Source organism: Strawberry lethal yellows phytoplasma (CPA) str. NZSb11, assembly GCF_000397185.1.
GTDB classification, from domain to species: domain Bacteria; phylum Bacillota_I; class Bacilli_A; order Acholeplasmatales; family Acholeplasmataceae; genus Phytoplasma; species Phytoplasma australiense.
In genome coordinates this window covers 319,074-341,053 of record NC_021236.1, presented here as the reverse complement: position 1 = coordinate 341,053, position 21,980 = coordinate 319,074, and the positions used below count along the sequence as shown (strand labels likewise).

Annotated in this window: 33 protein-coding genes; 30 read left to right on the top strand and 3 right to left on the bottom strand. The window is 27.9% G+C overall.

What is annotated here, in order from left to right; all coding sequences use genetic code 11:
- Positions 1-955: 955 nt before the first annotated feature.
- The 3 genes from smpB to thiI all read right to left on the bottom strand — a co-directional run bounded on the left by smpB (position 956) and on the right by thiI (position 3,759).
- Positions 956-1,408, bottom strand: a complete 453-nt coding sequence (gene smpB / locus SLY_RS01695; RefSeq protein WP_200858677.1) for an SsrA-binding protein SmpB — start codon at positions 1,406-1,408, stop codon at positions 956-958.
- A gap of 147 nt (positions 1,409-1,555) precedes the next feature.
- Positions 1,556-2,086, bottom strand: a complete 531-nt coding sequence (locus SLY_RS01690) for an inorganic diphosphatase (protein ID WP_015637900.1) — start codon at positions 2,084-2,086, stop codon at positions 1,556-1,558.
- Positions 2,087-2,445: 359 nt separating this feature from the next.
- Complete coding sequence (gene thiI / locus SLY_RS01685; RefSeq protein WP_015637899.1) at positions 2,446-3,759, bottom strand: tRNA uracil 4-sulfurtransferase ThiI; 1,314 nt, start codon at positions 3,757-3,759, stop codon at positions 2,446-2,448.
- A gap of 1,160 nt (positions 3,760-4,919) precedes the next feature.
- Between thiI and SLY_RS01680 the strand changes: the two genes are divergently transcribed.
- The 30 genes from SLY_RS01680 (at position 4,920) to rplR (ending at position 21,962) form a co-directional block, all read left to right on the top strand.
- Positions 4,920-5,753, top strand: coding sequence for a hypothetical protein (locus SLY_RS01680; RefSeq protein WP_235043294.1), 834 nt, complete (start codon positions 4,920-4,922; stop codon positions 5,751-5,753).
- A 335-nt stretch (positions 5,754-6,088) separates the two neighbouring features.
- Positions 6,089-6,355: a 30S ribosomal protein S20 gene (gene rpsT / locus SLY_RS01675; RefSeq protein WP_012359071.1), complete on the top strand. Its 267-nt coding sequence runs from the start codon at positions 6,089-6,091 to the stop codon at positions 6,353-6,355.
- 33 nt (positions 6,356-6,388) lie between these two features.
- Complete coding sequence (locus SLY_RS01670) at positions 6,389-6,598, top strand: hypothetical protein (protein ID WP_012359070.1); 210 nt, start codon at positions 6,389-6,391, stop codon at positions 6,596-6,598.
- A 40-nt stretch (positions 6,599-6,638) separates the two neighbouring features.
- Positions 6,639-6,866, top strand: coding sequence for a hypothetical protein (locus tag SLY_RS01665; RefSeq protein WP_235043293.1), 228 nt, complete (start codon positions 6,639-6,641; stop codon positions 6,864-6,866).
- A gap of 116 nt (positions 6,867-6,982) precedes the next feature.
- Complete coding sequence (serS, locus tag SLY_RS01660; RefSeq protein WP_015637893.1) at positions 6,983-8,239, top strand: serine--tRNA ligase; 1,257 nt, start codon at positions 6,983-6,985, stop codon at positions 8,237-8,239.
- 395 nt (positions 8,240-8,634) lie between these two features.
- A complete protein-coding gene (trhO, locus tag SLY_RS01655; RefSeq protein ID WP_015637892.1) occupies positions 8,635-9,555 on the top strand; it encodes an oxygen-dependent tRNA uridine(34) hydroxylase TrhO in 921 nt (306 codons plus the stop codon).
- 129 nt (positions 9,556-9,684) lie between these two features.
- A complete protein-coding gene (rplU, locus tag SLY_RS01650) occupies positions 9,685-9,993 on the top strand; it encodes a 50S ribosomal protein L21 (RefSeq protein ID WP_012359066.1) in 309 nt (102 codons plus the stop codon).
- A gap of 9 nt (positions 9,994-10,002) precedes the next feature.
- On the top strand, positions 10,003-10,329 hold the full coding sequence (locus tag SLY_RS01645) for a ribosomal-processing cysteine protease Prp (protein WP_012359065.1): 327 nt from the start codon (positions 10,003-10,005) through the stop codon (positions 10,327-10,329).
- Between the two features lie 4 nt (positions 10,330-10,333).
- Complete coding sequence (gene rpmA / locus SLY_RS01640; RefSeq protein WP_012359064.1) at positions 10,334-10,615, top strand: 50S ribosomal protein L27; 282 nt, start codon at positions 10,334-10,336, stop codon at positions 10,613-10,615.
- Between the two features lie 23 nt (positions 10,616-10,638).
- On the top strand, positions 10,639-11,904 hold the full coding sequence (gene obgE, locus SLY_RS01635) for a GTPase ObgE (protein WP_015637891.1): 1,266 nt from the start codon (positions 10,639-10,641) through the stop codon (positions 11,902-11,904).
- Between the two features lie 379 nt (positions 11,905-12,283).
- Positions 12,284-12,949 carry a hypothetical protein gene (locus SLY_RS01630; RefSeq protein WP_015637890.1) on the top strand — a complete coding sequence of 222 codons (666 nt, stop codon included), beginning with the start codon at positions 12,284-12,286 and terminating at the stop codon, positions 12,947-12,949.
- 521 nt (positions 12,950-13,470) lie between these two features.
- The gene (gene rpmF / locus SLY_RS01625) at positions 13,471-13,668 is read left to right on the top strand and encodes a 50S ribosomal protein L32 (protein ID WP_012359061.1); all 198 of its coding nucleotides are present in this window, start codon (positions 13,471-13,473) and stop codon (positions 13,666-13,668) included.
- A 167-nt stretch (positions 13,669-13,835) separates the two neighbouring features.
- Complete coding sequence (gene rpsJ, locus SLY_RS01620; RefSeq protein WP_012359060.1) at positions 13,836-14,153, top strand: 30S ribosomal protein S10; 318 nt, start codon at positions 13,836-13,838, stop codon at positions 14,151-14,153.
- 45 nt (positions 14,154-14,198) lie between these two features.
- Positions 14,199-14,864 (top strand): 50S ribosomal protein L3, encoded by a 666-nt coding sequence (gene rplC / locus SLY_RS01615; RefSeq protein WP_012359059.1) that lies wholly within the window; start codon positions 14,199-14,201, stop codon positions 14,862-14,864.
- The gene (gene rplD, locus SLY_RS01610; RefSeq protein WP_012359058.1) at positions 14,851-15,474 is read left to right on the top strand and encodes a 50S ribosomal protein L4; all 624 of its coding nucleotides are present in this window, start codon (positions 14,851-14,853) and stop codon (positions 15,472-15,474) included. Before rplC ends, rplD begins: the two co-directional genes overlap by 14 nt.
- Positions 15,475-15,476: 2 nt before the next feature.
- Entirely contained in the window at positions 15,477-15,761 is a 285-nt protein-coding gene (rplW, locus tag SLY_RS01605) for a 50S ribosomal protein L23 (protein WP_012359057.1), read from the top strand.
- Positions 15,762-15,784: 23 nt separating this feature from the next.
- Positions 15,785-16,615: a 50S ribosomal protein L2 gene (gene rplB / locus SLY_RS01600; RefSeq protein WP_012359056.1), complete on the top strand. Its 831-nt coding sequence runs from the start codon at positions 15,785-15,787 to the stop codon at positions 16,613-16,615.
- 13 nt (positions 16,616-16,628) lie between these two features.
- Positions 16,629-16,910 carry a 30S ribosomal protein S19 gene (rpsS, locus tag SLY_RS01595; protein ID WP_012359055.1) on the top strand — a complete coding sequence of 94 codons (282 nt, stop codon included), beginning with the start codon at positions 16,629-16,631 and terminating at the stop codon, positions 16,908-16,910.
- A gap of 20 nt (positions 16,911-16,930) precedes the next feature.
- A complete protein-coding gene (gene rplV / locus SLY_RS01590) occupies positions 16,931-17,299 on the top strand; it encodes a 50S ribosomal protein L22 (RefSeq protein WP_012359054.1) in 369 nt (122 codons plus the stop codon).
- Positions 17,283-18,035 carry a 30S ribosomal protein S3 gene (gene rpsC, locus SLY_RS01585; RefSeq protein ID WP_012359053.1) on the top strand — a complete coding sequence of 251 codons (753 nt, stop codon included), beginning with the start codon at positions 17,283-17,285 and terminating at the stop codon, positions 18,033-18,035. The genes rplV and rpsC overlap by 17 nt, the downstream gene beginning before the upstream one ends.
- Positions 18,013-18,435 carry a 50S ribosomal protein L16 gene (gene rplP / locus SLY_RS01580; RefSeq protein ID WP_012359052.1) on the top strand — a complete coding sequence of 141 codons (423 nt, stop codon included), beginning with the start codon at positions 18,013-18,015 and terminating at the stop codon, positions 18,433-18,435. Before rpsC ends, rplP begins: the two co-directional genes overlap by 23 nt.
- Positions 18,432-18,722: a 50S ribosomal protein L29 gene (rpmC, locus tag SLY_RS05880; protein ID WP_012359051.1), complete on the top strand. Its 291-nt coding sequence runs from the start codon at positions 18,432-18,434 to the stop codon at positions 18,720-18,722. Before rplP ends, rpmC begins: the two co-directional genes overlap by 4 nt.
- Positions 18,723-18,755: 33 nt before the next feature.
- The gene (rpsQ, locus tag SLY_RS01570) at positions 18,756-19,043 is read left to right on the top strand and encodes a 30S ribosomal protein S17 (RefSeq protein WP_012359050.1); all 288 of its coding nucleotides are present in this window, start codon (positions 18,756-18,758) and stop codon (positions 19,041-19,043) included.
- Positions 19,040-19,402 carry a 50S ribosomal protein L14 gene (gene rplN / locus SLY_RS01565; RefSeq protein WP_012359049.1) on the top strand — a complete coding sequence of 121 codons (363 nt, stop codon included), beginning with the start codon at positions 19,040-19,042 and terminating at the stop codon, positions 19,400-19,402. The genes rpsQ and rplN overlap by 4 nt, the downstream gene beginning before the upstream one ends.
- A gap of 11 nt (positions 19,403-19,413) precedes the next feature.
- Positions 19,414-19,761 carry a 50S ribosomal protein L24 gene (gene rplX, locus SLY_RS01560; RefSeq protein ID WP_015637887.1) on the top strand — a complete coding sequence of 116 codons (348 nt, stop codon included), beginning with the start codon at positions 19,414-19,416 and terminating at the stop codon, positions 19,759-19,761.
- A 14-nt stretch (positions 19,762-19,775) separates the two neighbouring features.
- On the top strand, positions 19,776-20,324 hold the full coding sequence (rplE, locus tag SLY_RS01555) for a 50S ribosomal protein L5 (RefSeq protein WP_015637886.1): 549 nt from the start codon (positions 19,776-19,778) through the stop codon (positions 20,322-20,324).
- Positions 20,325-20,338: 14 nt separating this feature from the next.
- Positions 20,339-20,608, top strand: a complete 270-nt coding sequence (gene rpsN / locus SLY_RS01550; RefSeq protein WP_012359046.1) for a 30S ribosomal protein S14 — start codon at positions 20,339-20,341, stop codon at positions 20,606-20,608.
- Positions 20,609-20,624: 16 nt separating this feature from the next.
- The gene (rpsH, locus tag SLY_RS01545; protein ID WP_012359045.1) at positions 20,625-21,017 is read left to right on the top strand and encodes a 30S ribosomal protein S8; all 393 of its coding nucleotides are present in this window, start codon (positions 20,625-20,627) and stop codon (positions 21,015-21,017) included.
- Positions 21,018-21,047: 30 nt separating this feature from the next.
- Entirely contained in the window at positions 21,048-21,599 is a 552-nt protein-coding gene (gene rplF / locus SLY_RS01540; RefSeq protein ID WP_015637884.1) for a 50S ribosomal protein L6, read from the top strand.
- Between the two features lie 9 nt (positions 21,600-21,608).
- Positions 21,609-21,962 (top strand): 50S ribosomal protein L18, encoded by a 354-nt coding sequence (gene rplR / locus SLY_RS01535; RefSeq protein WP_012359043.1) that lies wholly within the window; start codon positions 21,609-21,611, stop codon positions 21,960-21,962.
- Positions 21,963-21,980 lie beyond the last annotated feature (18 nt).

The following is a 21,980-nucleotide window of genomic DNA, read 5'->3' as shown; positions in this document are numbered from 1 at the left end:
TACTAAAGAAATCTTCGCATTCAACCTTCATACCATCAATATAAAAACGCTCATCTAAAAATCCTTTGGTGAAATTGTATCATAAATAATTACTTATCTTCTTTGAAAAGTTTTTTAGAATATTTCCCTAATAAAGCTTTTTAAATTATTACCCAGATAAGATAATTACTTAGTTTTAATATTACTTGATTTTTCCATTGTTAGATACTTTGAAGATATTCATCAAGACAAGCTTTTTATTATAAATAAAAGCACCCATTTAAAAGTATTTTTTGTGGTTTTTGTCTCATAATGATAATTATTTTTTGGATTAAAGACGCAAAATTATAAAGATTGCGTTATTGTTTTTGGTCAAGAATTACTTTGCAAGCTTCTAAGCATTTGGATATTAGTATTTGTTGTTTCTTCCAGGATGTAGTTGAGTACTTTTGTTGGGGGGCAGGGATTTTTCAATATTTATGACACTGGGATGTTAGGTTTTTTAAGCGAACTTCAAAATTTTAATTATTCTTTAAAATCTAAAATTAATTAGATATTTCCATATCTTTTCAAAATAAAAAAATCATCTTCAGATTTTTTCTCATTTTTTCCAAAAAAACTACTTAATAAATTAAAAAAATGCCAAACAGGCATATTTGTTGCAAATAAATACTAACGATAGATGAAAACACGATAAAAAATAACAAAAAACACTGTTTTAGAGAGAAAAACATAAAAAAACCGCAAACATTAAAATACAAAAAAATGTAAAAAAAGTTTGTTTGTTGTTTTTTTGGTGGAAAAATATACCTCTTAATTTAGAAAAACATAAAAAATTAAATTAAGTTTTTAATAAAATTCCAGAGTTTTTTTAATTTGAATAAATCTGAATTTATTGCAATCTTTTTAATTTTAAAAGAAAAAACCAAAACAAAAGTTTGTCTAAACTTTGAAAACAGTTAATGGTGCGATAATTTTAATAATTGATTTTTTTTAAAGTTTTTTGAATGGATAATTGAGCTGCTTTTTCTTTTAAACTATTTCTTTTGTCATATTTTTTTTTACCTTTAGCTAAAACAATTTCTACTTTAACTAAATTTTTTTCAAAATAGACTTTTAAAGGAATAACTGAAAAACCTTGGGTTTTAATTTTGTTTTGAATTTGAATAATTTCTTGCTTTCGTAATAAAAGTTTTTTAGTTCTATTTTCATCATACTGCATACAACAACTAAATGGGTATTTTAAAATAGACAAGTTAACTATAAAAATTTCGTTATTTTTAATATAAGCATAAGAGTTATTTAGGCTTATTTTACCTAATCTAATTGATTTTACTTCGTTGCCTAAAAGTTTTATGCCTGCATGATATTTTTTCTTTTCTAAAAAAAAATCAAAAACTGCTTTTTTATTAGTTGCTATTGTTTTCATAATTATAAAACATACTTTCTTACAATAATTGAAAAGAGAGATTAAGAAAAAACAACCAAAAAATTGGTTGTTCAACACGAATGAGTTTGAAATTTTAAAATCTTAAACAAAAAACCAAAATATTTAACTCTTTCTTCTTCATAATAATTAATCTTTTTTTAATTTTCTATAAGCGATAATGCTTTTTTGAATTGCTTGATAAGCTTCGTTTTTGCCTTGAATTCCTTCTATAATCACACTTTTTTTCTCTAAAGCTTTATAATTAAGAAAAAAATGCTTTATTTCTGACAACAATGAAACAGAAATATCTGATAAATCATGAAAATTTTTAAAAGCAGCATCCGACACAGGAACGGCAATAATTTTTTCATCCAATTCATTATCATCAATCATCTTAATCACTGCTAAAGGACGGCATTTTACTAGAGTCAAAGGAGCTAAATTTTCTTGAGCCAAAACTAATACATCCATCGGATCATTATCTTGACAATGAGTCAAAGGAATAAAGCCATAATTAACAGGATAACGAAAAGAAGTTGTCAAAAAACGGTCTAATATCAACATCCCTGTTTCTTTATCGATTTCGTATTTTTTTTTGCTTCCTTGGGGAATTTCAATCACTGCTATAAATTCTTCCTTAGTGATTCTTTTAGGGTTAATGTCATGTAATATATTCATTTTTAAAACCTTTCTTTCTTTAGTTTAATTTTTTCTAAATGAATCAAAGACCAAATGATTTTTTAGTTGATTATCTTGAAATTTAATTGAAGCGACTATAAAAATAATTTGAGCTTTGTGATTTTTAGCATCATAGTTGTCTTTTTTTCAATAAAAAAGAGTTTAAAAGAAATTTGTTAAAAAAATATAAAAAAATTTAAAATAATAATCAATCCAAGATTGCAAAAAAAGTTAATTTTATTTATCTTTATTAATTTATTAAAATTCTTCATCCATAATTTTTTTCTTTTTTTAATAGCATTTTTTATTAAATCGTTTTGGAAATTCTTTTTTTTATGCAGTTTTTGTTCATGATTTTTTTATTTTGTTGTATTTTGCATAAGTTTTGTGTTTTTCAAAATTATTTTTTGTTTGGGATGTTTTTGACAAAAATTATCAATCGCTTCTTTAACATTATAAAAACCAAAGTCCAAAAGATTAAAATCTAAATTTTCTTCAATTTGTAAAGTAACTGTTTGTTCTAAAGTAGTCTTTAATAAATGTTGATAATCAAAATAATTTTCTTCTTTTTCGGATATTTTTGTTTTTGGCTTGGTAACAGGTCTTGAAGGAAGATAAACAGTGCAGCAATCTTGAAAAGGTCGAATTGAAATATCAAAGGTTTCAATGTTTTTAGCAATCTCAATAATTTGGTTTTTGTCCATCATTGCTAAAGGTCTTAAAATATTGATATTAGTAATGCAAGAAGTCGTTTGCATGCTTTCCAAAGTTTGACTAGCCACTTGTCCTACCGATTCTCCATTAATTAAACATAAATGGTGGTTAGTTTTTGCTATTTGATCACCCAAACGATACATCATTCGGCGCATAACGTTAATAATATAAGCATCTGAAACTTTTTGATGAATAGTTTCTTGTAAAGTCCTAAAAGGAATTAAATGTAATTTAACCTGACCGTTAGCAGAATAACGACTTAAAATCTTTGCTAAATCAATTACTTTTTGGACTGATTCTAAAGGCGTTAGCGGACTTGCTTCAAAATGTAACAACTCAATTGCAATCCCTTTTTTCATCGCTAAATAAGCTGCTACTGGCGAGTCAATTCCTCCACTTAAAAAAACAAGCCCTTTTCCAGAAGAAAAATTGGGGAACCCTCCCAAAGCTTTCTTTTGGTCGTTTTGACAATAAAGATAAATTTTTTCTTTTTTGACTTCAATGTTTAAAATTACTTCAGGTTTTTTAACATCTACTTTCAATAAACCTTGTAAGGATTCTAGAATTAAAGGGGCAACTTTTTGAGTTAATTCTAGACTAGTTAAAAAAAAACTTTTATCTTTCCTTATTGTTTCAATTTTAAATAAAACTGGTTTTTTGATTTTTTCTTTTAACATCAAAGAAGCTTTGGAAACGATATCATCAATATTTTTTTCGGCTTGTTGAACAATCACAAAAGAAGCAATTCCGGAAACATAAGATAATCTTTTCAAAACTTCCTTTTCTAAATGACAACAATAATCTAGATAAGCGTAATCATGTTGAACTTGTAAATTAATATTGGCTAAATTTTTTAACTTGTTTTGCAAAAGCTCTTTTAATTTTTGAATAAAATATTTTTTATTTTTTCCTTTTAAAAAAAGTTCACCAAAACGGATTAAAATTCTTTTTTGCTCCATAAATATTACCTCAAATCAGTATTTTAGTTTAGATTAAATAAATAATAATTTTATTTTTGAAGATGATTTTTGGAGATTTTTGAAAAAACCAAAAAAAATATTAAAAAATACTTTTCACACTTTCATTATAACATTTCCATTATAATATTTTAATAATAACTTTTTTAAATAAAATATTATGAAGCAAAAACAAAGATAAATGCAGTTGTTTTGATTTGAAATTATTAAAATTATTTGCGGTTGATGGGTAGATGTATCCCTTGCAAAATTAGGAGTTGAATAAAATAAAAAGGTATTTGTCTAAATTAATTGCAAACGTTTTTTTATTTAGATAAAAACCTAAGAAAAGAGAAAAATAGATGTTTTTAAAAACATATTAACATTAAAAAAACAAAATGAGGGTTGTTTCTGGGATTATGAATTGAAAAATAACTATCAACACTCCGTTATAATTATTTTTTAAAATTTCCCAAATAAAAAAACTGTATTATTTCTAAATATCAAATCCAATTATGTAGCAAAAAGGCATTAAAGTCGCTAAACAAAGCAGTCTTTAAAAATGTTTGTGTTTTAAATATTTTTTGATTTAAGAAATATTTTTAAAACTCACAAAATAAATTAATTAAGTTAAAAATAAGCCAAAAAAACTAACAATTACCTAATTTTTTCATAATTTATTGAATTTTCAAAAACATTTATAAAATTTTTACATCAACTATATAAGTACAAAAAAGACAATAAAGATATCTACAAAATAAAAAGAAAAAAAGATTCTACTTTATTTTATCATTTTGCTTGAAAAAATGTACATTAAAAAAACCTCTTTTTTGTAATGGTGGTTTTTTTGGATTTAAAAAAGTCCCACGCAACTTGGGGGATTATTTATTTCTTTTTTTGTACTTATTTTATTTAATATGGTTTGTTAATTTAATATGGTTTGTTAATTGGATTATTTTTTTGGTGATAAAAAATTATAATAAAAAACTATTTATATTTGGATTTTAAAGAATATTTTTTTAAAACAAAAAGTCTTAAAAACGTAACAGCGCATGACTTAAAGCCCTTAAACTTATAAGGGCTTTTTTTGACTAAAAAACTGATTTTTAATACTTTTTTGCTTGACAACAAAACTAAAGATTGTTATAATATAAGTGAAATTTATGAGTAATAATTTTTTTAAAAAATATTTAGCAGCTATTGTTGTCATTTTTCTTTTTGGGATTGTAATTATCATCAGTATTTATCAAAGATTTAATTCCTTTCAAAACCTCAAAAAACCTTTACCTTCTTTAGAATCGCCTTCAAACCCAAAATCAATTGCATTTAAAGATAAAAAAACAACTCCAAAACCATCATCCCTTGAAAAACAAAAACTAATTGAACCTAAAATTAAAACAACTGCTGCTAGATTAGAAAAAATTAAAACTTATCTTTGTGCTAATTTACCCTCCTCTTCTTTATTACCTTCTGATTTATCCGAAAGAGAACGAACAGAAATTGATTGCATTCAAAACAGTTTGGTCTCATTTTCAAAAACTGCTGAAGAAAGAAGAAATAAAATTAATGAACACCGAAATACATTCAATGAAATTCGTGCCCAAATTAATTCTGTTAAATCTCAAATAGAATACAAATACCACCAAAAACAACAATTAAAGGAACGCATAAAAATCAACTCCCAAGAAAAAAATTCCAAAGAAGAAGCCCTCCAAAAAGCAAATATTGCTGAAAGAAAAAAAATACAAAATGAAATTGATAAACTTGCAGAAGAAAGAACCCAACTAGATGGCGAATTCGAAGGTATTGAAAATCAACTTAAAAACCTTAAAGCAGACCGAAAAAAGTATCAAGAAAGATTAAATAGTTCCTCCCAACAACAAGCAATTTTTGAAAAACGATCTGCATTTTTAGAAGCAAACGAAAAATCTGCAAAAGAAGATATTATATCAAAATCTCTTAACTCCATTTACGAAATTATTCCAACTGAGGAATAAAAAATAATCCATCAAAAATCTGTTTTATTTTCTTAATTTTTCCTCTAAATAATAAAAAATCTAAACTAGTGAACGAGTTGTTTGAAAAAAATACCTTTTTTTGTTCAAAAACCCTCTTTTTCATGACTATATTTGTTGTCACAAATCAAAAAAATTAAAGCCAGATAAAAAATTATTTTATCTTGATTTAAATAACCAAAAATAAAAAAAGAAAATTTTTTAAATTTATCTTTGTTTTTTACTTTCATTTTTGATATAATTTTAATTAGAGTTATTGATGTTGAATTGATAATTAGATTGTTATTTTTTCATAAAAAAAGGAGATTAGAATCAAAATGGCAAATATTAAGCAGCAAAAAAAACGCAACAAAACTAATGAAAAACGTCGTCTTAGAAACATTTCTTTTAAATCGGCGACAAAAACAATTGTTAAACAAGTTAAAATAGCAGTTGAACAAGCTGATAAAGCAAAAGCATTAGCAAATTTATCCCTCGCTTATCAAAAGTTAGATAAAGGAGCTAGTAAAAAGATATATCACGCTAATTTTGTAAACCGCAACAAAGCCAATTTACAAAAATTAGTTAATACTATTTTAAGTTAATTAAAAATAAATAAAGAAAAAGGAATAGTTAAAATGGCCGCGAAAAAACCAACCAAATTTACAAAAAATAAAAATAATGTAGTTAAAAAAACTCATTCCAAGAAAGCAGCTTACAAACCTAACAAAAATATTAAAAGCAAAAAAACTAAAAGCCTTGTTTTGCTTTATAATTTGATTTCTGTTGAAGTTTTTGCATGCATGGCCTTGATTACTTTTGGAATATATCAAAATAAATTATGGTAAAATTTCAAAATATATTTTTTTGATTTATGGAGGATATGAAATGTTTAAAGAATTTTTTATTTTTTTGGTAAGTTTTGTTCTTGGAGTTATTTTAGGAACTTATTTATATTGTAAGGGATCAGAGTTTGATAAATTTTTTAACCTAAGAAAAGATAATGAACTTAATTTTTTAGAAAAAACATCTAAACAATGGCATAAACAATTTGATGAAAATTACAATAAGTTTAAAAATTGGTTGGATGCAAATAATAAAAATAACAAAAATTAATTTTTATTGTCGATTTAAGTTGTAATTAAAAAATTTATTTGTTTTCTCAAATTACAAAAAAAGCTTCTCTTAAAAATACTTTTTCAAAAAAATAAAACAAGATTAATAGGTATTATATGTTAGATCTTAATTATGTAGTTAAAAACTTATCACATGTTTTGACCAAATTAGAAACAAGAAATCACCCCTTAGATGATTTGAAAAAACTCCCTCTTTTATCTTCTCAAAGAAAAGAGTTGTTGTTAAAAATTCAAAAATTAAGACAACAAAAAAATAAAACAGCTCAAATAAATGCAACTCAACCACAAAACCTTTTAAAGAAGGATAATGATAAGTCTTTAACTCGTCATTTAGAGGAACAATTGAAAACAGTTGAAACTGCTATTTATGATATTTTAAGCAACACTCCTAATTTACCACACGATTCTTTGCCAATTGGAAAAGATGAACAGGCCAATCAAGAAATAAGCCGTCATGGTGTAATTCCTCAGTTTGATTTTCCTGTCAAAGACCATGTTGCTTTAGCGAAAAAACTTGATATTTTAGATTTTGAAAAGGCTGCAAAAATTACTGGTAGTCGTTTTGTTGTTTGCAAAGGATTGGGTGCTCGTTTAGAAAGAGCTTTAATCCAATTCATGATGGATTTGCATAGTACAAAAGGTTATCAAGAAATCATCCCTCCTTATATTATCAATGAAAAATCGATGTTTGCAACTGGTCAGTTGCCTAAATTTGAAGCAGAAGTTTTTAAAATATCACACCATAAAAATAATTGGTATCTTAATCCAACAGCTGAAGTCCCTACTATTAATTTACATCGTGATGAATTTTTTCCAAGCAACGCTTTACCATTAAAATATGTTGCTTACACAACTTCATTCCGCCAAGAAGCCGGTTCTGCAGGTTCTTATTCAAGAGGTATTTTTAGACAACATCAATTCAATAAAGTTGAATTAATCCAATTTTGTCATCCCCAAAATTCCTATTCTTTATTGGATCAAATGTTGCAAGATTCGTGCGCTGTTTTGGATTTGTTAAAACTTCCATATAGAGTGATTGTTTTGTCAACAGGAGATTTAGGTTTTGGGATGTCTAAAACTTATGATATAGAGGTTTTTATCCCAAGTTCTAATTGTTATCGCGAAATTGCCTCCATTAGTAATTCTGAGAGTTTCCAATCTAGACGTGCTAATATTAAGTTCCATAATCCGAACAATAACAAAAAAGAATACCTTCATATTTTAAATGGTTCTGGTTTAGCTATTGGAAGGACTGTGATTGCTATTTTAGAAAATTACCAAAATTCCGATGGCACTATTCGCGTTCCTGAAGTTTTAATTCCTTTTTTAGGAACAGATATTATTAAGCGTTAAGTCAAATCCACATAGATTTGATTTTTTTATTTTTCAATATATAAATTTATATTCTTCAAACACCTTTATATAATTAATTTTTAAACAACTTTAAAACCATTTTATCTTTTATTTTTAACATTTTGGATATATTTATATTTTTTTAATAAATAATATATTCAAATTATTTTATTTTTATTCTAAGTATCTTTTGTTTTTAACATTTTAGAAGATATTTTATCTTTTTTTAATCCTTTACCATTTTTATATTTATATTTTCAGAAATAAATTAATGCTTCACATTTATTTTTTTATATACTTTAAACACTTTTATATATTTAATTTTTTAAACAACCTTAAAATAATTTTATATTTTCTTATTAGAAGAATAAATAAAGCAAGGAACGAGTTATTTTATGACACCAACCAAAGAATATCAAGTTATTTTATATTATCAATATACTAAAATAGATGATGTTCAACTTTTTCGCGATAACCACTTTAAATATTGTCAGTCTTTAGAGTTGCAGGGTCGTGTTATTGTTTCTCAAGAAGGAATTAACGGCACTTTATCCGGAACCAAAAGCAACCTTCAAACTTATATGCAACATTTAAAAAAAGACCATCGTTTTAGTGATATTGTTTTTAAAATAGACCAAGCAACAAAACATCTTTTTCCTCGTCTTTCTGTGAAAGTCAAAAAAGAAATTGTTAATTTTAATTTCAACCAAGAATTGGATATGGACAAAAACAAAGGAACTTATTTAACTCCTGAATCTTTTTATCATGCGATGCAACAAAAAGACACTTTAATTTTGGACGCTCGTAATGATTATGAATATGATGTCGGTCATTTTCGCAATGCTTTGAACCCTAAAATCAAACATTTTCGCGATTTACCTGAGTGGGTTGAAAAAAATGTTTCACTGCTTCAAAACAAAAAAATTTTAACTTATTGTACTGGTGGCGTTCGTTGTGAAAAATTTTCTTCTTTCCTTAAACAAAAAGGAATTCAAGAAGTTTACCAACTTGAAGGTGGAGTTATTTCTTATATGCAAAATCCCCAAACTCAAGGAGTTTTATGGGACGGACAAATGTATGTCTTTGATCAAAGAATAACTATTCCCGTTAATCAAAAAGAACATGTTATTGTAGGAAAAGATTATTTTGATCAAACTCCTTGTGAACGCTACATTAATTGTTCTAATCCTGAATGTAATAAACAAATTTTATGCAATGAAGAAAATGAACATAAATATTTAGGAGCTTGTTCCAAAAAATGCCGCCTGCATCCTTCTAACAGATATTTATTAAAACGAAATAATCAACAATTATAACAAAATAAAAATATTTAATTAAAAAATATGTTATAATATACCTTGATTGTTTTTATGTCTTTATTTAATTTTATCTTTATTAAATTTAACAATGAAAACTAAAAAATAATCTTTTTAAAGGAGGAAAAAATGTTTGCAATTATTAGAACTGGTGGAAAACAATTGCGTGTTTCTGAAGGTCAAGAAATTTTTGTTGAAAAATTACCAATAAATCCTGAGCAAAATTATGAATTCAAAGAAGTTTTGGCTGTTTACGGTGAAAAATCAATTTTAGGGCAACCTTATGTTGAAGGTGCCAAAGTTCAGGCTCAAGTTATCAAAAATGACCGTGCCAAAAAAATTATTGTTTTTAAATATAAAAGACGTAAAAAATATCGTTGTAAACAAGGACATCGACAAGCTTATACTAAACTTTTAATCACTAAAATAATTGCTTAGAGTTTTTTTATGATTCGTTATTTTTTTAAAAAAAAAGAAAATGAAAAAATTGTTACAATAGAAGTTTGCGGGCATGCTTTATATGCTCCTAAAGGCAGAGATATTGTTTGTGCTTCCGTTTCTACTGCAATTATTGTTACTCTTAATGCTTTAGAAATGTTAGGTTATCAAAAAGACATTTCTTTTTCTTATCTTTTAGAAGATAATTTTTTTCATTTAGATGTTCTTTTTTTTGACGAAAAAAACATCTTTCTTTTGTTGTCTAATTTAGAATATACTTTAGATAACTTAAGAGATCAATACCCCAAATATTTAAAAAAGATCAAGGAGGTTTAAAAAAATGTTGTTAAAACTACAAATTCAACTATTTGCTTCTAAAAAAGGAGCAGGCTCCACTAGAAATGGTCGTGATTCTCATTCTAAAAGATTAGGAGCGAAACTTTCTGACGGACAAATTGCTAAAGCAGGCTCCATTATTTATCGTCAAAGAGGAACTAAAATATATCCTGGTTTTAATGTTGGCCTTGGTGGCGATGATACTTTATTTGCTAAAATTAGTGGTATTATTAAATATGAATCTAAAAGAGGCAATCGCAAAAAAGTTTCTGTTTATCCTCAATAATTTTTTTATGCTACTGAAAGAAGGTGTTTAGTTTGCATTTTATTGATGAGGCTTTTAATGAAGTTTATGCTGGCAACGGCGGTCATGGAATTGTTGCTTTTCGTAGAGAAAAATATGTTCCTTTCGGCGGTCCTGCTGGTGGAAATGGTGGCAACGGCGGGTCTGTTATTTTTGTCGGAGAACAAGGAGAAACAACTTTACTTAAGTTAAAATATCAAAAACACCTTAAAGCTTCTCATGGTTTTAATGGCAAAAATAAGAGTCAGAATGGTGCCAATGCTCCCCATCTTTATGTAAAAGTCCCCTTAGGAACGGTTTTTTTTACTATGGATAACCATTTTTTAGGAGAAATTTTACATCATCAAGAAACTTTGGTGATTGCTAAGGGCGGCAAAGGCGGAAGAGGCAACAAAGCATTAGCGAATTTTAAAAATCCTGCCCCTAGTTATGCTGAAAAAGGCGATTTAGGTGAGCATTTTAAAATTAAAATCCAATTAAAAGTTTTAGCTGACGTTGGTTTGCTAGGTTTTCCTAGTGTTGGTAAATCCTCTTTAATTTCTTTAATTTCTAAAGCCCAACCAAAAATAGATTCTTACCCCTTCACTACTTTATTTCCTCATTTAGGGGTGGTTTTAATTGATGGCTTTAGTTTTGTCATGGCTGATTTGCCTGGTTTAATCCCTAATGCTCATTTAGGTCAAGGATTAGGGATTCAATTTTTAAAACATATTGAAAGATGTCGTGTTTTAGTCCATTTAATTAGTATGCAAAGTCTTGACCCTTATAAAGATTATGTTGCTTTAAATAAAGAGTTGCAACAATACAACTCAACTTTAGTTGAAAAAAAACAAATTATTGTAGCTAATAAGATGGATTTACCTGATGCTGAAAAAAAACTAAAAGATTTACAAAAAAAGCTTTCGGATGTCACAATTATTCCACTTTCTTTAATTAACTTTTATAACATTGAAAAATTAAAGTATGCTATCAAAAATTTGCTTCAAAAAACACCTTTTGTTATCCCTAAACACGACAATTTTAAAGTATATGACCTTAATTCTGAAACTCAAACTTTTACCATTAATAAAAATAAAGAAGGCGTTTTTGTTGTTTCAGGTCGTCAAGTGGAAATTTTTTCTCATCGTACTGATTTTAACAATGAAGCAGCTGTCAAAAGATTTAACTATTTGTTAAAGAAAATAGGAATTGAAGAAGCTTTAAAACAAAAAGGAGCAAAACTAGGAGATCAAGTAAAAATTTGTAATTATTTATTTGATTTTGTAATTTGATTTTGAAGGTATAAATCCTTTAATTATGTTAAAATAAAGCCAATTTTTTTTATATCTTTTATTTAACTTTTTTTACTATCCGATGTGATTTAGGCAGGAAAAAAAAGTTAAAATCGTATTTTTTTCTTCATTAACGAAAAAACCATTAATTCAATTTTTTCTTATTTATCTGAAAAAGATATTTTATTCTTTTTTTGGTTATTTTTCTTTAAGAATAAATCTTTGAAAAACTTACCTTAAAACTTTTTATTCTTAATTTTTCCATCTTTTTTATATAATAATTTGTTCGTTTTATTTTCTTTTTGTTATTTTATTAAAGATATTTATTTTATATTAACTATTTTTTATTTTTAAGAAAAGTAAATAAAGATGTGAATATATGAAAAAAGAATTTAAAGAAAAAATTTTAAAAATACTTATGATATCTATCTTGCCTTTATTGCAAATGTATTTAACAATTTATTTTCGTTTGCAATATGAGCGTTATAAAATAAAAATCACCAACACCCAAGGAAAAATTGAAGTTAAGAAAGAAAATATTAAACAACAAGAAAACACATTTGCTTTGCGGCTGTCATTATTAGAATCACAACAATCTCAAATATCATTATTAAAAGAAAATAAAGAAAAAAATAAAGAAAATATTGAAAAAATTATTCAAGAATTACAAGAAAACAAACAAAAAATTGAAAAAATTTCTGAGGACTACAAAAAGAGTTTTGAAACATTAAAAACAGTTCAAGAAGAATTGAAAAAAATCAATACAAACAAATTTAACAGTCATATTAGATATTTGATAGTTTCTTTTACTGTCCCTTTTTTAGTTTTTTTAGGTAATTTTTTGATTACCAAATTAAGCAAATTTGTTATGAAAAGAAAAATATTATTAAAAATAACAGCAATTATAATAATTTATCTTTTTGTTTTATTGGGTTTTAGCAACTTAAGAGAGATAAAACAAATGTTGGAAAAAATTCCTTCGGAAAAAATTACAGAAAATAAATCTTTAGAAGCCAAAAAGAAAGAATTGTTCAAAGAAAAGTGATCAATATAATAATTAATTAGTTGTTTTTTTAGACATTTTAAAAATCTTTGCAAAAACTTTTTTAGTTTTTAAAAAATTATTATATATAATTTTTTTTCTGATAATGAAAAATTAAAAACTTTAAAAGAACTTAAAAAAACAATTTTAAACCTTTTGGAATTAAAAAAACATTCTTTAAATTTTTGCAAACATTTTTCATTTTATTAAAAAACACTTACTTTTCAATTTATTATGATTATGATATATAAAAAATATGTTTCTTATGATAATGATTTTTTTATTTAAAAAACACTATAAAAAAAGTCAATTTTTTTGAAATTAAAGGTATTTCATTTATTAGCTATTTTTTTGCTTTTTAATTTTCTTTTTCTTCTATTTGAGATATTTTTTAATAATTTTTTTTAATTATAACGTTTCAAGGTTGACAAAACACTTTTTTTAAGTTAAAATCTTTTTAGGTTTAAGATTAAATTTTTAATTTATTTAAGCTTTAAAACTAAATAAGAAAGGAAAAAACAAACATGGCTGTTCCTTTTAGAAGAACCGGCAAAACCGCCAAAAGAAAAAGACGAACTCACTATAAATTAGATAATCCTGCTTTGGTTGTTTGCAAACAAACAAACAATTTCACTTTATCTCATCGAGTAACTAAAAATAGTGGTTATTACAAAGGAAGATTGCTTTTAGAAAATAATAAAATAGTTAAAAAAGTTGCCTAAAATAATAAAACTATTTTTTCATTTTTTAAGACTAAAACTAACAATCTTTTTTATTTTTTGATTAAAAAACAAAACACCCATATCGGTTGTCTAGAAAATGATTATTGAAACCAAAAAACTTTATCTTTCTTTTTTTGGGTATATTTTAAAAAAAGAGGAGCTAATCAGTGAAAAATAAAGAAAGAGAAATTATCAAAATAATTTTAAGAGCTTATGACCATCATTTAATTGATCAAGCTGCTAAAAAAATTATTGATATTGTAACTAAAACGGGAGCACAAATTGAAGGACCAATCCCCCTTCCAACTAAAAAAGAAGTATTTACTGTTTTGCGCTCACCCTTTGTCAACAAAGATTCAAGAGAACAATTTGAACGCCGTACTCATAAACGTCTAATTCAAATCGTGAATCCTAATAATAAAACGATTGAATCTTTAATGCACATCAATTTACCATCTGCAATAGATATTTTATTGAAAAAATAAAAATAGTAACTAAAATTTTGACAAAACAAAGAAAAGAGGAAGGAAATGGCTCAAGGAATCTTAGGAAAAAAAATAGGAATGACTCAAATGTTTAATGAACAAGGAGAAATAATTCCAATCACAATAGTAGACGTTTCTGCTAATGTTGTTTTACAGCAAAAAAATGTTGCAATTGACGGCTATAACGCTACTCAAATTGGCTTTGATGACAAGAAAGATAAAATAACTACTAAACCAATGTTGGGACATTTTAAAAAAGCAAAAACAACTCCTAAGCGCTTCATTAAAGAAATTATTTTTAAAAAAGAAAACATTTCTTCATTGTCTGCTTTAGCAGTTGGAGATCAAGTAAGCTGCGATTTATTTCAAGTAGGCGATTTGGTTGATGTGACAGGAACTTCTAAAGGTAAAGGTTTTGCTGGAGTAATTAAAAGACATAATCAAAGTAGAGGCCCTGAAACTCACGGTTCTCGCCATCATCGTCGCCCTGGATCTATGGGACCTATTAAAGGAAAAATTAAAGGTAAAAAATTACCAGGACAAATGGGACATCAAACAGTCACTATCCAAAATTTAGTTCTTTTTTCTGTCGATAACCAAAAAAATTTATTTTTGATTAAAGGAAGTGTCCCAGGTCCTAATAAAGGTTTTGTTGTGATTAAATCTGCTGTCAAAAAATTATCAAAGGAGCAAGCAAATGCCAAAATATAACGTTATCAACCAATTAGGCGATTTGATTTCTACTAAGGATTTAAAAAGTAATGTTTTTGATATTCAGCCGCATCAACAAGCACTATATGATGTCATAAATGCTCAAAGAGCTGCTATGAGACAAGGAACTCATGCCACAAAAACACGTGCTTTTGTTTCTGGAGGAGGTAAAAAACCTTGGAGACAAAAAGGTACTGGTAGAGCCCGTCACGGTTCTATTCGTTCTCCTTTATGGCGTGGTGGTGGAGTTGTTTTTGGACCTTCTCCGCGAAATTATTCAGTTAAAGTTAATCAAAAAGTAAGTCATTTAGCTTTAAAATCAGCTTTATCCTCGCATTTCCGCCAAAACCAATTAATTTTAGTTGATGATTTCAATCTTGATACTCATAAATCTAAAGATTTTCAAAAAACTTTACAAAAATTAAATGTTACTTCCAAAGCTTTAATTATAGTAACAAATTCAAATAGAAATTTAACTTTAGCGTCACGTAATCTACCTTATGTTACCCTAGAAACAGCCGCTCATGCAAGTGTTTATCAAATATTAAATTGTAAAAATTTGATCTTAACCTTGGATGCTGTTGCTTATTTTGAGGAGGTTTTAAAATAACCATGAAATATTACGACTTAATCAAGTCTCCTATTGTCACTGAAGTCACCAATAAATTAATCGAAAGACAAAATAAATATACTTTTAAAGTTGCAAAAACAGCTAACAAAATTGAAATTAAAAAAGCTTTTGAACATATTTTTAAAGTTAAAGTAACAGTTAACACTAGCAATGTTTTACCACGCTTCAAAAGAAAAGGTAAGTATGCAGGCTACACTGCTGGTTACAAAAAAGCTGTTGTTAAAGTAACTTCAGGAGAAAAAATAGCAATTTTAGCAAACGATTAAAAAAATACAAGGCAGGTATAAAAATGGCGATTAAAAAATACAAACCTACTACCAACGGACTGCGTAATATGAGTGTTTCGAGTTTTGCAGAAATAACTACTCAAACTCCTGAAAAAAGCTTATTAGTTCCTTACAAAAATCAAGCAGGACGCAATAATCAAGGAAAAATAACAGTCAGACATCGTGGTGGTGGTGTTAAAAGAAAATATCGTTTAATTGATTTTAAAAGAAATAAAGATAATATTATAGGAAAAGTTGCTACAATCGAATACGATCCTAATCGTAGCGCTAATATCGCTTTGATTTTTTATGCTGATGGCGAAAAAAGATACATTTTAGCTCCCAAAGGGTTAACTGTTGGTACTTCGATTGTTTCAGGACCTAATTCTGATATTAAAGTTGGCAATTGCCTACCTTTATTAAACATTCCAGTAGGAACCACCGTTCACAACATTGAATTAAAACCAGGCAAAGGCGGACAAATTGCTCGCAGTTCTGGCGCTTCTGCTCAAATTATTAGTCGTGAAGACAAATACGTTTTATTACGTTTGCAATCAAGCGAAGTTCGTAAAGTTCTTGGTAGTTGCAGAGCTACTATTGGAGAAATCGGTAATGAATTTTACAAGCTTATTAATTACGGAAAAGCAGGTAAAAAACGTTTTTTAGGTATTAGACCAACAGTTAGAGGTTCTGCTATGAATCCTAACGATCACCCTCATGGAGGTGGTGAAGGTAGAGCTCCTATCGGGCGCAAATCACCTATGACTCCTTGGGGTAAAAAAGCTCGCGGAATTAAAACTCGTGATCGCAAAAAATCATCTAATGAATTAATTATTAGACGTCGTACAAAATAACGGAGAGATAAATATGCCACGTTCACTGAAAAAAGGACCTTATGTTGCTAGTCACTTGTTAGAAAAAATAGAAAAACAAAAAAACTTAAAAAATAAAAAAGTTATTCAAACTTGGTCACGTAGTTCAATGATTACACCTGTTTTTGTGGGTCACAAAATTGCCGTTTATAACGGAAGAGAACACATTCCTATCTATATTACAGAAAATATGGTGGGTCATAAATTAGGAGAATTTTTTTCTACTAGAACTTATCGCGGACACAATAAGAAAGACAAAAAAGGACAAAAAAAATAAAATAATATTAAGGAATGACTATGGAAATTAAAAATGCTAAAGCAATTGTTCGCAAAGTTCCAATTGCTCCTCGAAAAGTTCGTTTAGTTATTGATTTAATTAGGGGTAAAAAAATCGACCAAGCGCAAGCAATTTTAACTTTTACTCCTAACGCTTCTGCACTTATTGTTTTAAAACTTTTAAATAGTGCTGTTGCTAATGCTTTAAATAATTTAAAATTAAAACGTGAACAACTTTACGTCAAAGAAGTTTTTGTTAACGAAGGATTAAGATTAAAACGAATGTTTCCAAGAGCTAAAGGTTCTGGCGATATGATCAAAAAAAGAACTAGCCACATCACTTTAGTAGTGCAAACATTAAAGGAGGAAGAAAGTGGGTCAAAAAACTAATCCTAATGGCTTAAGATTAGGAATTATTCGAACTTGGGATTCCCAATGGTGCGTTAACGACAAAGAAATACCAGCTTTAATTAAAGAAGATTTTTTAATTCGTCAATTAATTAATAATTTTAGCAAAAGAAACTCTATTAGTCAAATTGAAATTCAAAGATTAAAAGAAAAAACTAAAAACCGCATTACAATTACGATCCACACTGCCAAACCAGGAATTATTATTGGCAAAGATGGTGAAACTCGTAATAAAATTCAGGCCCAATTAAAAAAATTAACTCAAAAAGATATTAATTTAAACATTTTGGAAGTTAAAAATCCTGACAAAACCGCTGTATTAGTGGCTCAAAACATGGCCGAACAATTAGAAAATCGTATGAAATTCCGTCGCGTTCAAAAAATGGCCATCCAAAAAGCTTTTAAAGCAGGCGCTAAAGGAATTAAAGTGTTGATTTCTGGTCGTCTTAATGGCGATGAAATAGCACGAAGCGAAAGACATGATGAAGGACGTGTTCCGTTACATACTTTGAGAGCAGATATTGATTACGCCGCTTTAGAAGCTCACACCACTTACGGAGTTTTAGGAATTAAAGTTTGGATTTTTCATGGAGAAGTTTTACCAGGTCAAACTATTTTAGACACTAGAAAACCTTTTGTTTCTCAAAATAAATTTATTAAACGTCCTCGTTATTTTAAAGGAGGTAAAAATAATCATGTTGATGCCAAAGAGAACTAAATACCGCCGTCCTCATCGCGTTAGTTTTGAAGGAAAAGCTAAAGGAAAAAACGTCATTGTTAATGGCAATTACGCTTTAGTTGCAAAAGAAGGAGCTTTTATTACTAATAAACAAATAGAAGCTTGTCGTATTGCTATGAACCGTTACATGAAAAGAACTGGAAAAGTTTGGATCAATATTTTCCCTCATTTATCTTTAACTAAAAAACCTTTGGAAGTAAGAATGGGTTCTGGTAAAGGTTCTCCAGAAGAATGGGTTGCTGTTGTTAAAACAGGCAAAGTTTTATTTGAAGTTAAAGACACTTCTAATTCAGAAAAAGTTGAAATGGAAGCCTTACGATTAGCTTCTCACAAATTACCAATTAAAACAAAAATTGTTAAAAAAGGTGTTCAAGTATGAAAATGCAAGAAATTTTAAAAATGAGCCTTGAGGAATTAGAAAATAAAGTACAATCATTAAAAAAAGAACTATTTTATTTACGTTTTGAATTAGCTTTAGGAAAACTAACCAACACCGCTCAACTCCGCAAACTTAAAAAAAGTATTGCTCATATAAAAACTGTCTTAACCCAAAAAAACACTAATTTAAAATCCACTTCAATTCCAAAAGAAAATGATTCATCAAGTAATACACCCGAAGAAACAACTGAGGAACTTAAAAAAAAATTAAAAAACCAAAATCAATAGTTAAATATAAAATTATTGTTAAGGAGGCAGAAAGTGAAGCGTAATTCTAGAAAAACTTTTGTTGGAAAAGTAGTTTCTGATAAAATGCAAAAAACTATCACTGTTGTTGTTGATATTTACAAAAAAGACCCTTTATATGGAAAAAGAGTGAGACAATCAAAAAAATTTCATGTTCACGATGAAGAACAAGTGGCAAAAATTGGCAATTTAGTTAATTTTATGGAAACAAGACCTTTATCTAAAACTAAAAAATTTCGATTATTAAAAGTCCTTTCTCATGGAAAAGAGTCTGAAGTAAGACACTCAGGAGAAACCAAATGATTCAAAAAAATAGTAGATTAGTCGTTGCTGATAATAGCGGCGCTAAAGAAGTACTTGTCATAGGTATTTTAGGTGGCACTCGTCGTCGTTATGCAAATATTGGTGATGTTGTTGTTGTTGCTGTTAAATCAGGCTCTGGAGGAACAGTTAAAAAACATGACGTTTTAAAAGGAGTTATTGTTCGTTCCAAATCAGGTATAAGACATGAAAATGGCTCTTATATTAAATTTTATGATAACGCTTTAGTTCTTTTAAAAGAAGATTTAAGTATTATTGGAACTCGTATTTTTGGTCCGGTAGTACGTGAATTAGGCAAGAAATTTTCAAAAATAGTTTCTTTAGCTCAATTAGTTTTATAAAGGGAGTCAATATGCGTATTAAAGTAGGAGAAACTGTTGCTATTTTAGCAGGTAAAGACCGTTATTTCATTGATGAAAATGGTCAAAGAAAAGTTAAAACAGGCAAAGTCCTTAAAATTTTTAACGAAAAACAAAGAATAATTGTTGAAGGCGTCAACATGAAAACAAAACATCATCCCCCTTCCAAAGACCAAGAAAAAGGTAGCATCACAAAACAAGAAGGATCGATCCATATTTCTAATGTTGCCTTGATTGATCCCAAAACTCAAACTCCTACCAAAATAGGCATTCGTTTCGAAAAAGGAAAAAAAATCCGCTATGCTAAAAAATCCAACAATCAACTAGATGATATAGTTTAAGGAGAATTTTTTAAATGAAAAAAGAAAATAATTTATATCAATTCGAATATGACAAAATAACTACTACTTTGATGCAAACCTTCAACTATAAATCAGTAATGCAAGTTCCTAAAATCGAAAAAGTTGTTGTTAATATGGGAGTCGGCGATGCTATCTTTAACGTTAAAGTTTTAGATGATGTTGTAGAAGAATTAAAATTATTAACAGGCCAAAGTCCCGTTATTACTAAAGCCAAAAAATCTATTTCTAATTTTAAATTACGCCAAGGGATGCCGATTGGCGCCAAAGTTACTTTAAGGGGAGCTCGTAAAGAAGCTTTTTTATATAAATTAACTCGCCTTGTTTTCCCTCGTGTAAGAGATTTTAGAGGAATTTCTGGCAAATCTTTTGATGGTAGAGGTAATTACGCTTTTGGTCTGAAAGAACAAATTGTTTTTCCAGAAATTAATATTGATAAAGTCAAAAAAATGCGTGGTATGGATATCATTATTGTTACTACTGCTAAAAATAACGCTCAAGCCAAAAAGCTGTTAGAACTTTATGGCATGCCGTTTAAAAATTAAAGGAAAAGTTGTTTATGGCTAAAAAATCAAAAATAGCAAAAGATCGTAAGCAAAGAGTGTTAGTTTTAAAATATGCTTCCTTACGTTCAGAACTTAAAAAAAAAGCTGATTACGTTGGCTTATCTCAAATTCCTGCAAAAGCGTCTCCTGTGCGTTTAAAAAATAGAGATTCTATCGATGGTAGACCTCGAGGATATATTCGCAAATTTGGAATTTCCAGGATTAAATTTAGACAGTTAGCGCACGAAGGAAAATTGCCTGGCGTTAAAAAAACCAGTTGGTAAAAAAGGAGACTAAAATATGGTTATGACTGACCCTATTGCAGATATGTTAACGCGTATTCGTAATGCTAATCAAATGTCGCATGCGAAAGTGTTAATCCCTGCTTCAAAGTTAAAATTAGAAATTTTATCCGTTTTAAAAACTGAAGGATTTATTAAAAATTTTTATCTACCTCAGTCATCTCGAGATATCATTGTTAGTTTAAAATATGCTCCTAACAAAGAAAAAGTGATTAAAGGATTAAAAAGAGTTTCTAAACCGGGGCTAAGAGTTTATGCAACAGCCCAACAAATACCTAAAGTTTTAAATGGTTTAGGAGTTGCTTTAGTTTCTACTTCTAAAGGTATTTTAACTGATTCTCAAGCGCGAATTTCCCAAGTTGGTGGCGAAATTTTGGCTTATGTTTGGTAAATTATCAAAGAAATCAAAGGAGAAAATGTTATGTCACGCATCGGAAATAAAGTAATTGAAATTCCTGATACAGTTACAGTTGATATTCAAGATAAAAATTTTATCCTAGTTCAAGGTTCTAAAGGTAAATTATCATATCAATTTAATCACCGACTAAAAATCACTAATGAAAACAAAATTATTACAGTCGCTCGCCCCAATGATGAAATTTTTATGAAAAAAATCCACGGTACCACAAGAGCTTTGCTTGATAATATGATTCAAGGAGTTCATAAAGGTTTTCAAAAAGTTTTAAAAATCGTTGGTTTAATTTACCGCGCTCAAATCAAGGACAAACAATTAATTTTATTTTTAGGTTTTTCACACCCTGTCAATGTTAACATTCCTGAATATCTTGAAGTGGAAGTGAAACAATCAGAAATTATTATTAAGGGAATTGATAAACAACGGGTGGGCGAATTTGCTGCAAAAATAACTAAGTTGCGTAAACCTGATCCTTATAAAGGAAAAGGAATCCGTAGCGAAGGTCAATATATCAGACAAAAAGCAGGCAAAAGCGCTAAAAAAACTAGAAAGGACTAAAAATAAGTTATGATAATCAAGCAATCTTCTAATGTTTTGCGTAAAAAACGTCATTTACGTCTCAGAAAAATTATTATAGGAACAATAACACGTCCCCGTTTGAATATTTTTAGGTCCAATAAATTTATTTATGTCCAATTAATTGACGATAATGCTCAAAATACTTTATGCAGCGTTCACAGCAAAGAAACTAATGTTATCGGTTCCAACATTAAAGCCGCTCAAGCAGTGGGAACACTAATTGCTCAAAAAGCATTGGCTTTAGGAATCAAAAACATTGTCTTTGATCGCTCTGGGTATTTATATCATGGAAAAATAAAAGCCTTAGCCGAAGCTTGTCGCCAATCAGGATTACAATTTTAAAGGAGAAAAGCAAGATGA

Bases quoted from the DNA above. Each gene is read 5' to 3' on its own strand.
- smpB (WP_200858677.1), bottom strand. From the start codon at position 1,408: ATGAAAACAATAGCAACTAATAAAAAAGCAGTTTTTGATTTTTTTTTA.
- SLY_RS01690 (WP_015637900.1), bottom strand. From the start codon at position 2,086: ATGAATATATTACATGACATTAACCCTAAAAGAATCACTAAGGAAGAA.
- thiI (WP_015637899.1), bottom strand. From the start codon at position 3,759: ATGGAGCAAAAAAGAATTTTAATCCGTTTTGGTGAACTTTTTTTAAAA.
- SLY_RS01680 (WP_235043294.1), top strand. From the start codon at position 4,920: ATGAGTAATAATTTTTTTAAAAAATATTTAGCAGCTATTGTTGTCATT.
- rpsT (WP_012359071.1), top strand. From the start codon at position 6,089: ATGGCAAATATTAAGCAGCAAAAAAAACGCAACAAAACTAATGAAAAA.
- SLY_RS01670 (WP_012359070.1), top strand. From the start codon at position 6,389: ATGGCCGCGAAAAAACCAACCAAATTTACAAAAAATAAAAATAATGTA.
- SLY_RS01665 (WP_235043293.1), top strand. From the start codon at position 6,639: ATGTTTAAAGAATTTTTTATTTTTTTGGTAAGTTTTGTTCTTGGAGTT.
- serS (WP_015637893.1), top strand. From the start codon at position 6,983: ATGTTAGATCTTAATTATGTAGTTAAAAACTTATCACATGTTTTGACC.
- trhO (WP_015637892.1), top strand. From the start codon at position 8,635: ATGACACCAACCAAAGAATATCAAGTTATTTTATATTATCAATATACT.
- rplU (WP_012359066.1), top strand. From the start codon at position 9,685: ATGTTTGCAATTATTAGAACTGGTGGAAAACAATTGCGTGTTTCTGAA.
- SLY_RS01645 (WP_012359065.1), top strand. From the start codon at position 10,003: ATGATTCGTTATTTTTTTAAAAAAAAAGAAAATGAAAAAATTGTTACA.
- rpmA (WP_012359064.1), top strand. From the start codon at position 10,334: ATGTTGTTAAAACTACAAATTCAACTATTTGCTTCTAAAAAAGGAGCA.
- SLY_RS01630 (WP_015637890.1), top strand. From the start codon at position 12,284: ATGAAAAAAGAATTTAAAGAAAAAATTTTAAAAATACTTATGATATCT.
- rpmF (WP_012359061.1), top strand. From the start codon at position 13,471: ATGGCTGTTCCTTTTAGAAGAACCGGCAAAACCGCCAAAAGAAAAAGA.
- rplC (WP_012359059.1), top strand. From the start codon at position 14,199: ATGGCTCAAGGAATCTTAGGAAAAAAAATAGGAATGACTCAAATGTTT.
- rplD (WP_012359058.1), top strand. From the start codon at position 14,851: ATGCCAAAATATAACGTTATCAACCAATTAGGCGATTTGATTTCTACT.
- rplW (WP_012359057.1), top strand. From the start codon at position 15,477: ATGAAATATTACGACTTAATCAAGTCTCCTATTGTCACTGAAGTCACC.
- rplB (WP_012359056.1), top strand. From the start codon at position 15,785: ATGGCGATTAAAAAATACAAACCTACTACCAACGGACTGCGTAATATG.
- rpsS (WP_012359055.1), top strand. From the start codon at position 16,629: ATGCCACGTTCACTGAAAAAAGGACCTTATGTTGCTAGTCACTTGTTA.
- rplV (WP_012359054.1), top strand. From the start codon at position 16,931: ATGGAAATTAAAAATGCTAAAGCAATTGTTCGCAAAGTTCCAATTGCT.
- rplP (WP_012359052.1), top strand. From the start codon at position 18,013: ATGTTGATGCCAAAGAGAACTAAATACCGCCGTCCTCATCGCGTTAGT.
- rpmC (WP_012359051.1), top strand. From the start codon at position 18,432: ATGAAAATGCAAGAAATTTTAAAAATGAGCCTTGAGGAATTAGAAAAT.
- rplN (WP_012359049.1), top strand. From the start codon at position 19,040: ATGATTCAAAAAAATAGTAGATTAGTCGTTGCTGATAATAGCGGCGCT.
- rplX (WP_015637887.1), top strand. From the start codon at position 19,414: ATGCGTATTAAAGTAGGAGAAACTGTTGCTATTTTAGCAGGTAAAGAC.
- rplE (WP_015637886.1), top strand. From the start codon at position 19,776: ATGAAAAAAGAAAATAATTTATATCAATTCGAATATGACAAAATAACT.
- rpsN (WP_012359046.1), top strand. From the start codon at position 20,339: ATGGCTAAAAAATCAAAAATAGCAAAAGATCGTAAGCAAAGAGTGTTA.
- rpsH (WP_012359045.1), top strand. From the start codon at position 20,625: ATGGTTATGACTGACCCTATTGCAGATATGTTAACGCGTATTCGTAAT.
- rplF (WP_015637884.1), top strand. From the start codon at position 21,048: ATGTCACGCATCGGAAATAAAGTAATTGAAATTCCTGATACAGTTACA.
- rplR (WP_012359043.1), top strand. From the start codon at position 21,609: ATGATAATCAAGCAATCTTCTAATGTTTTGCGTAAAAAACGTCATTTA.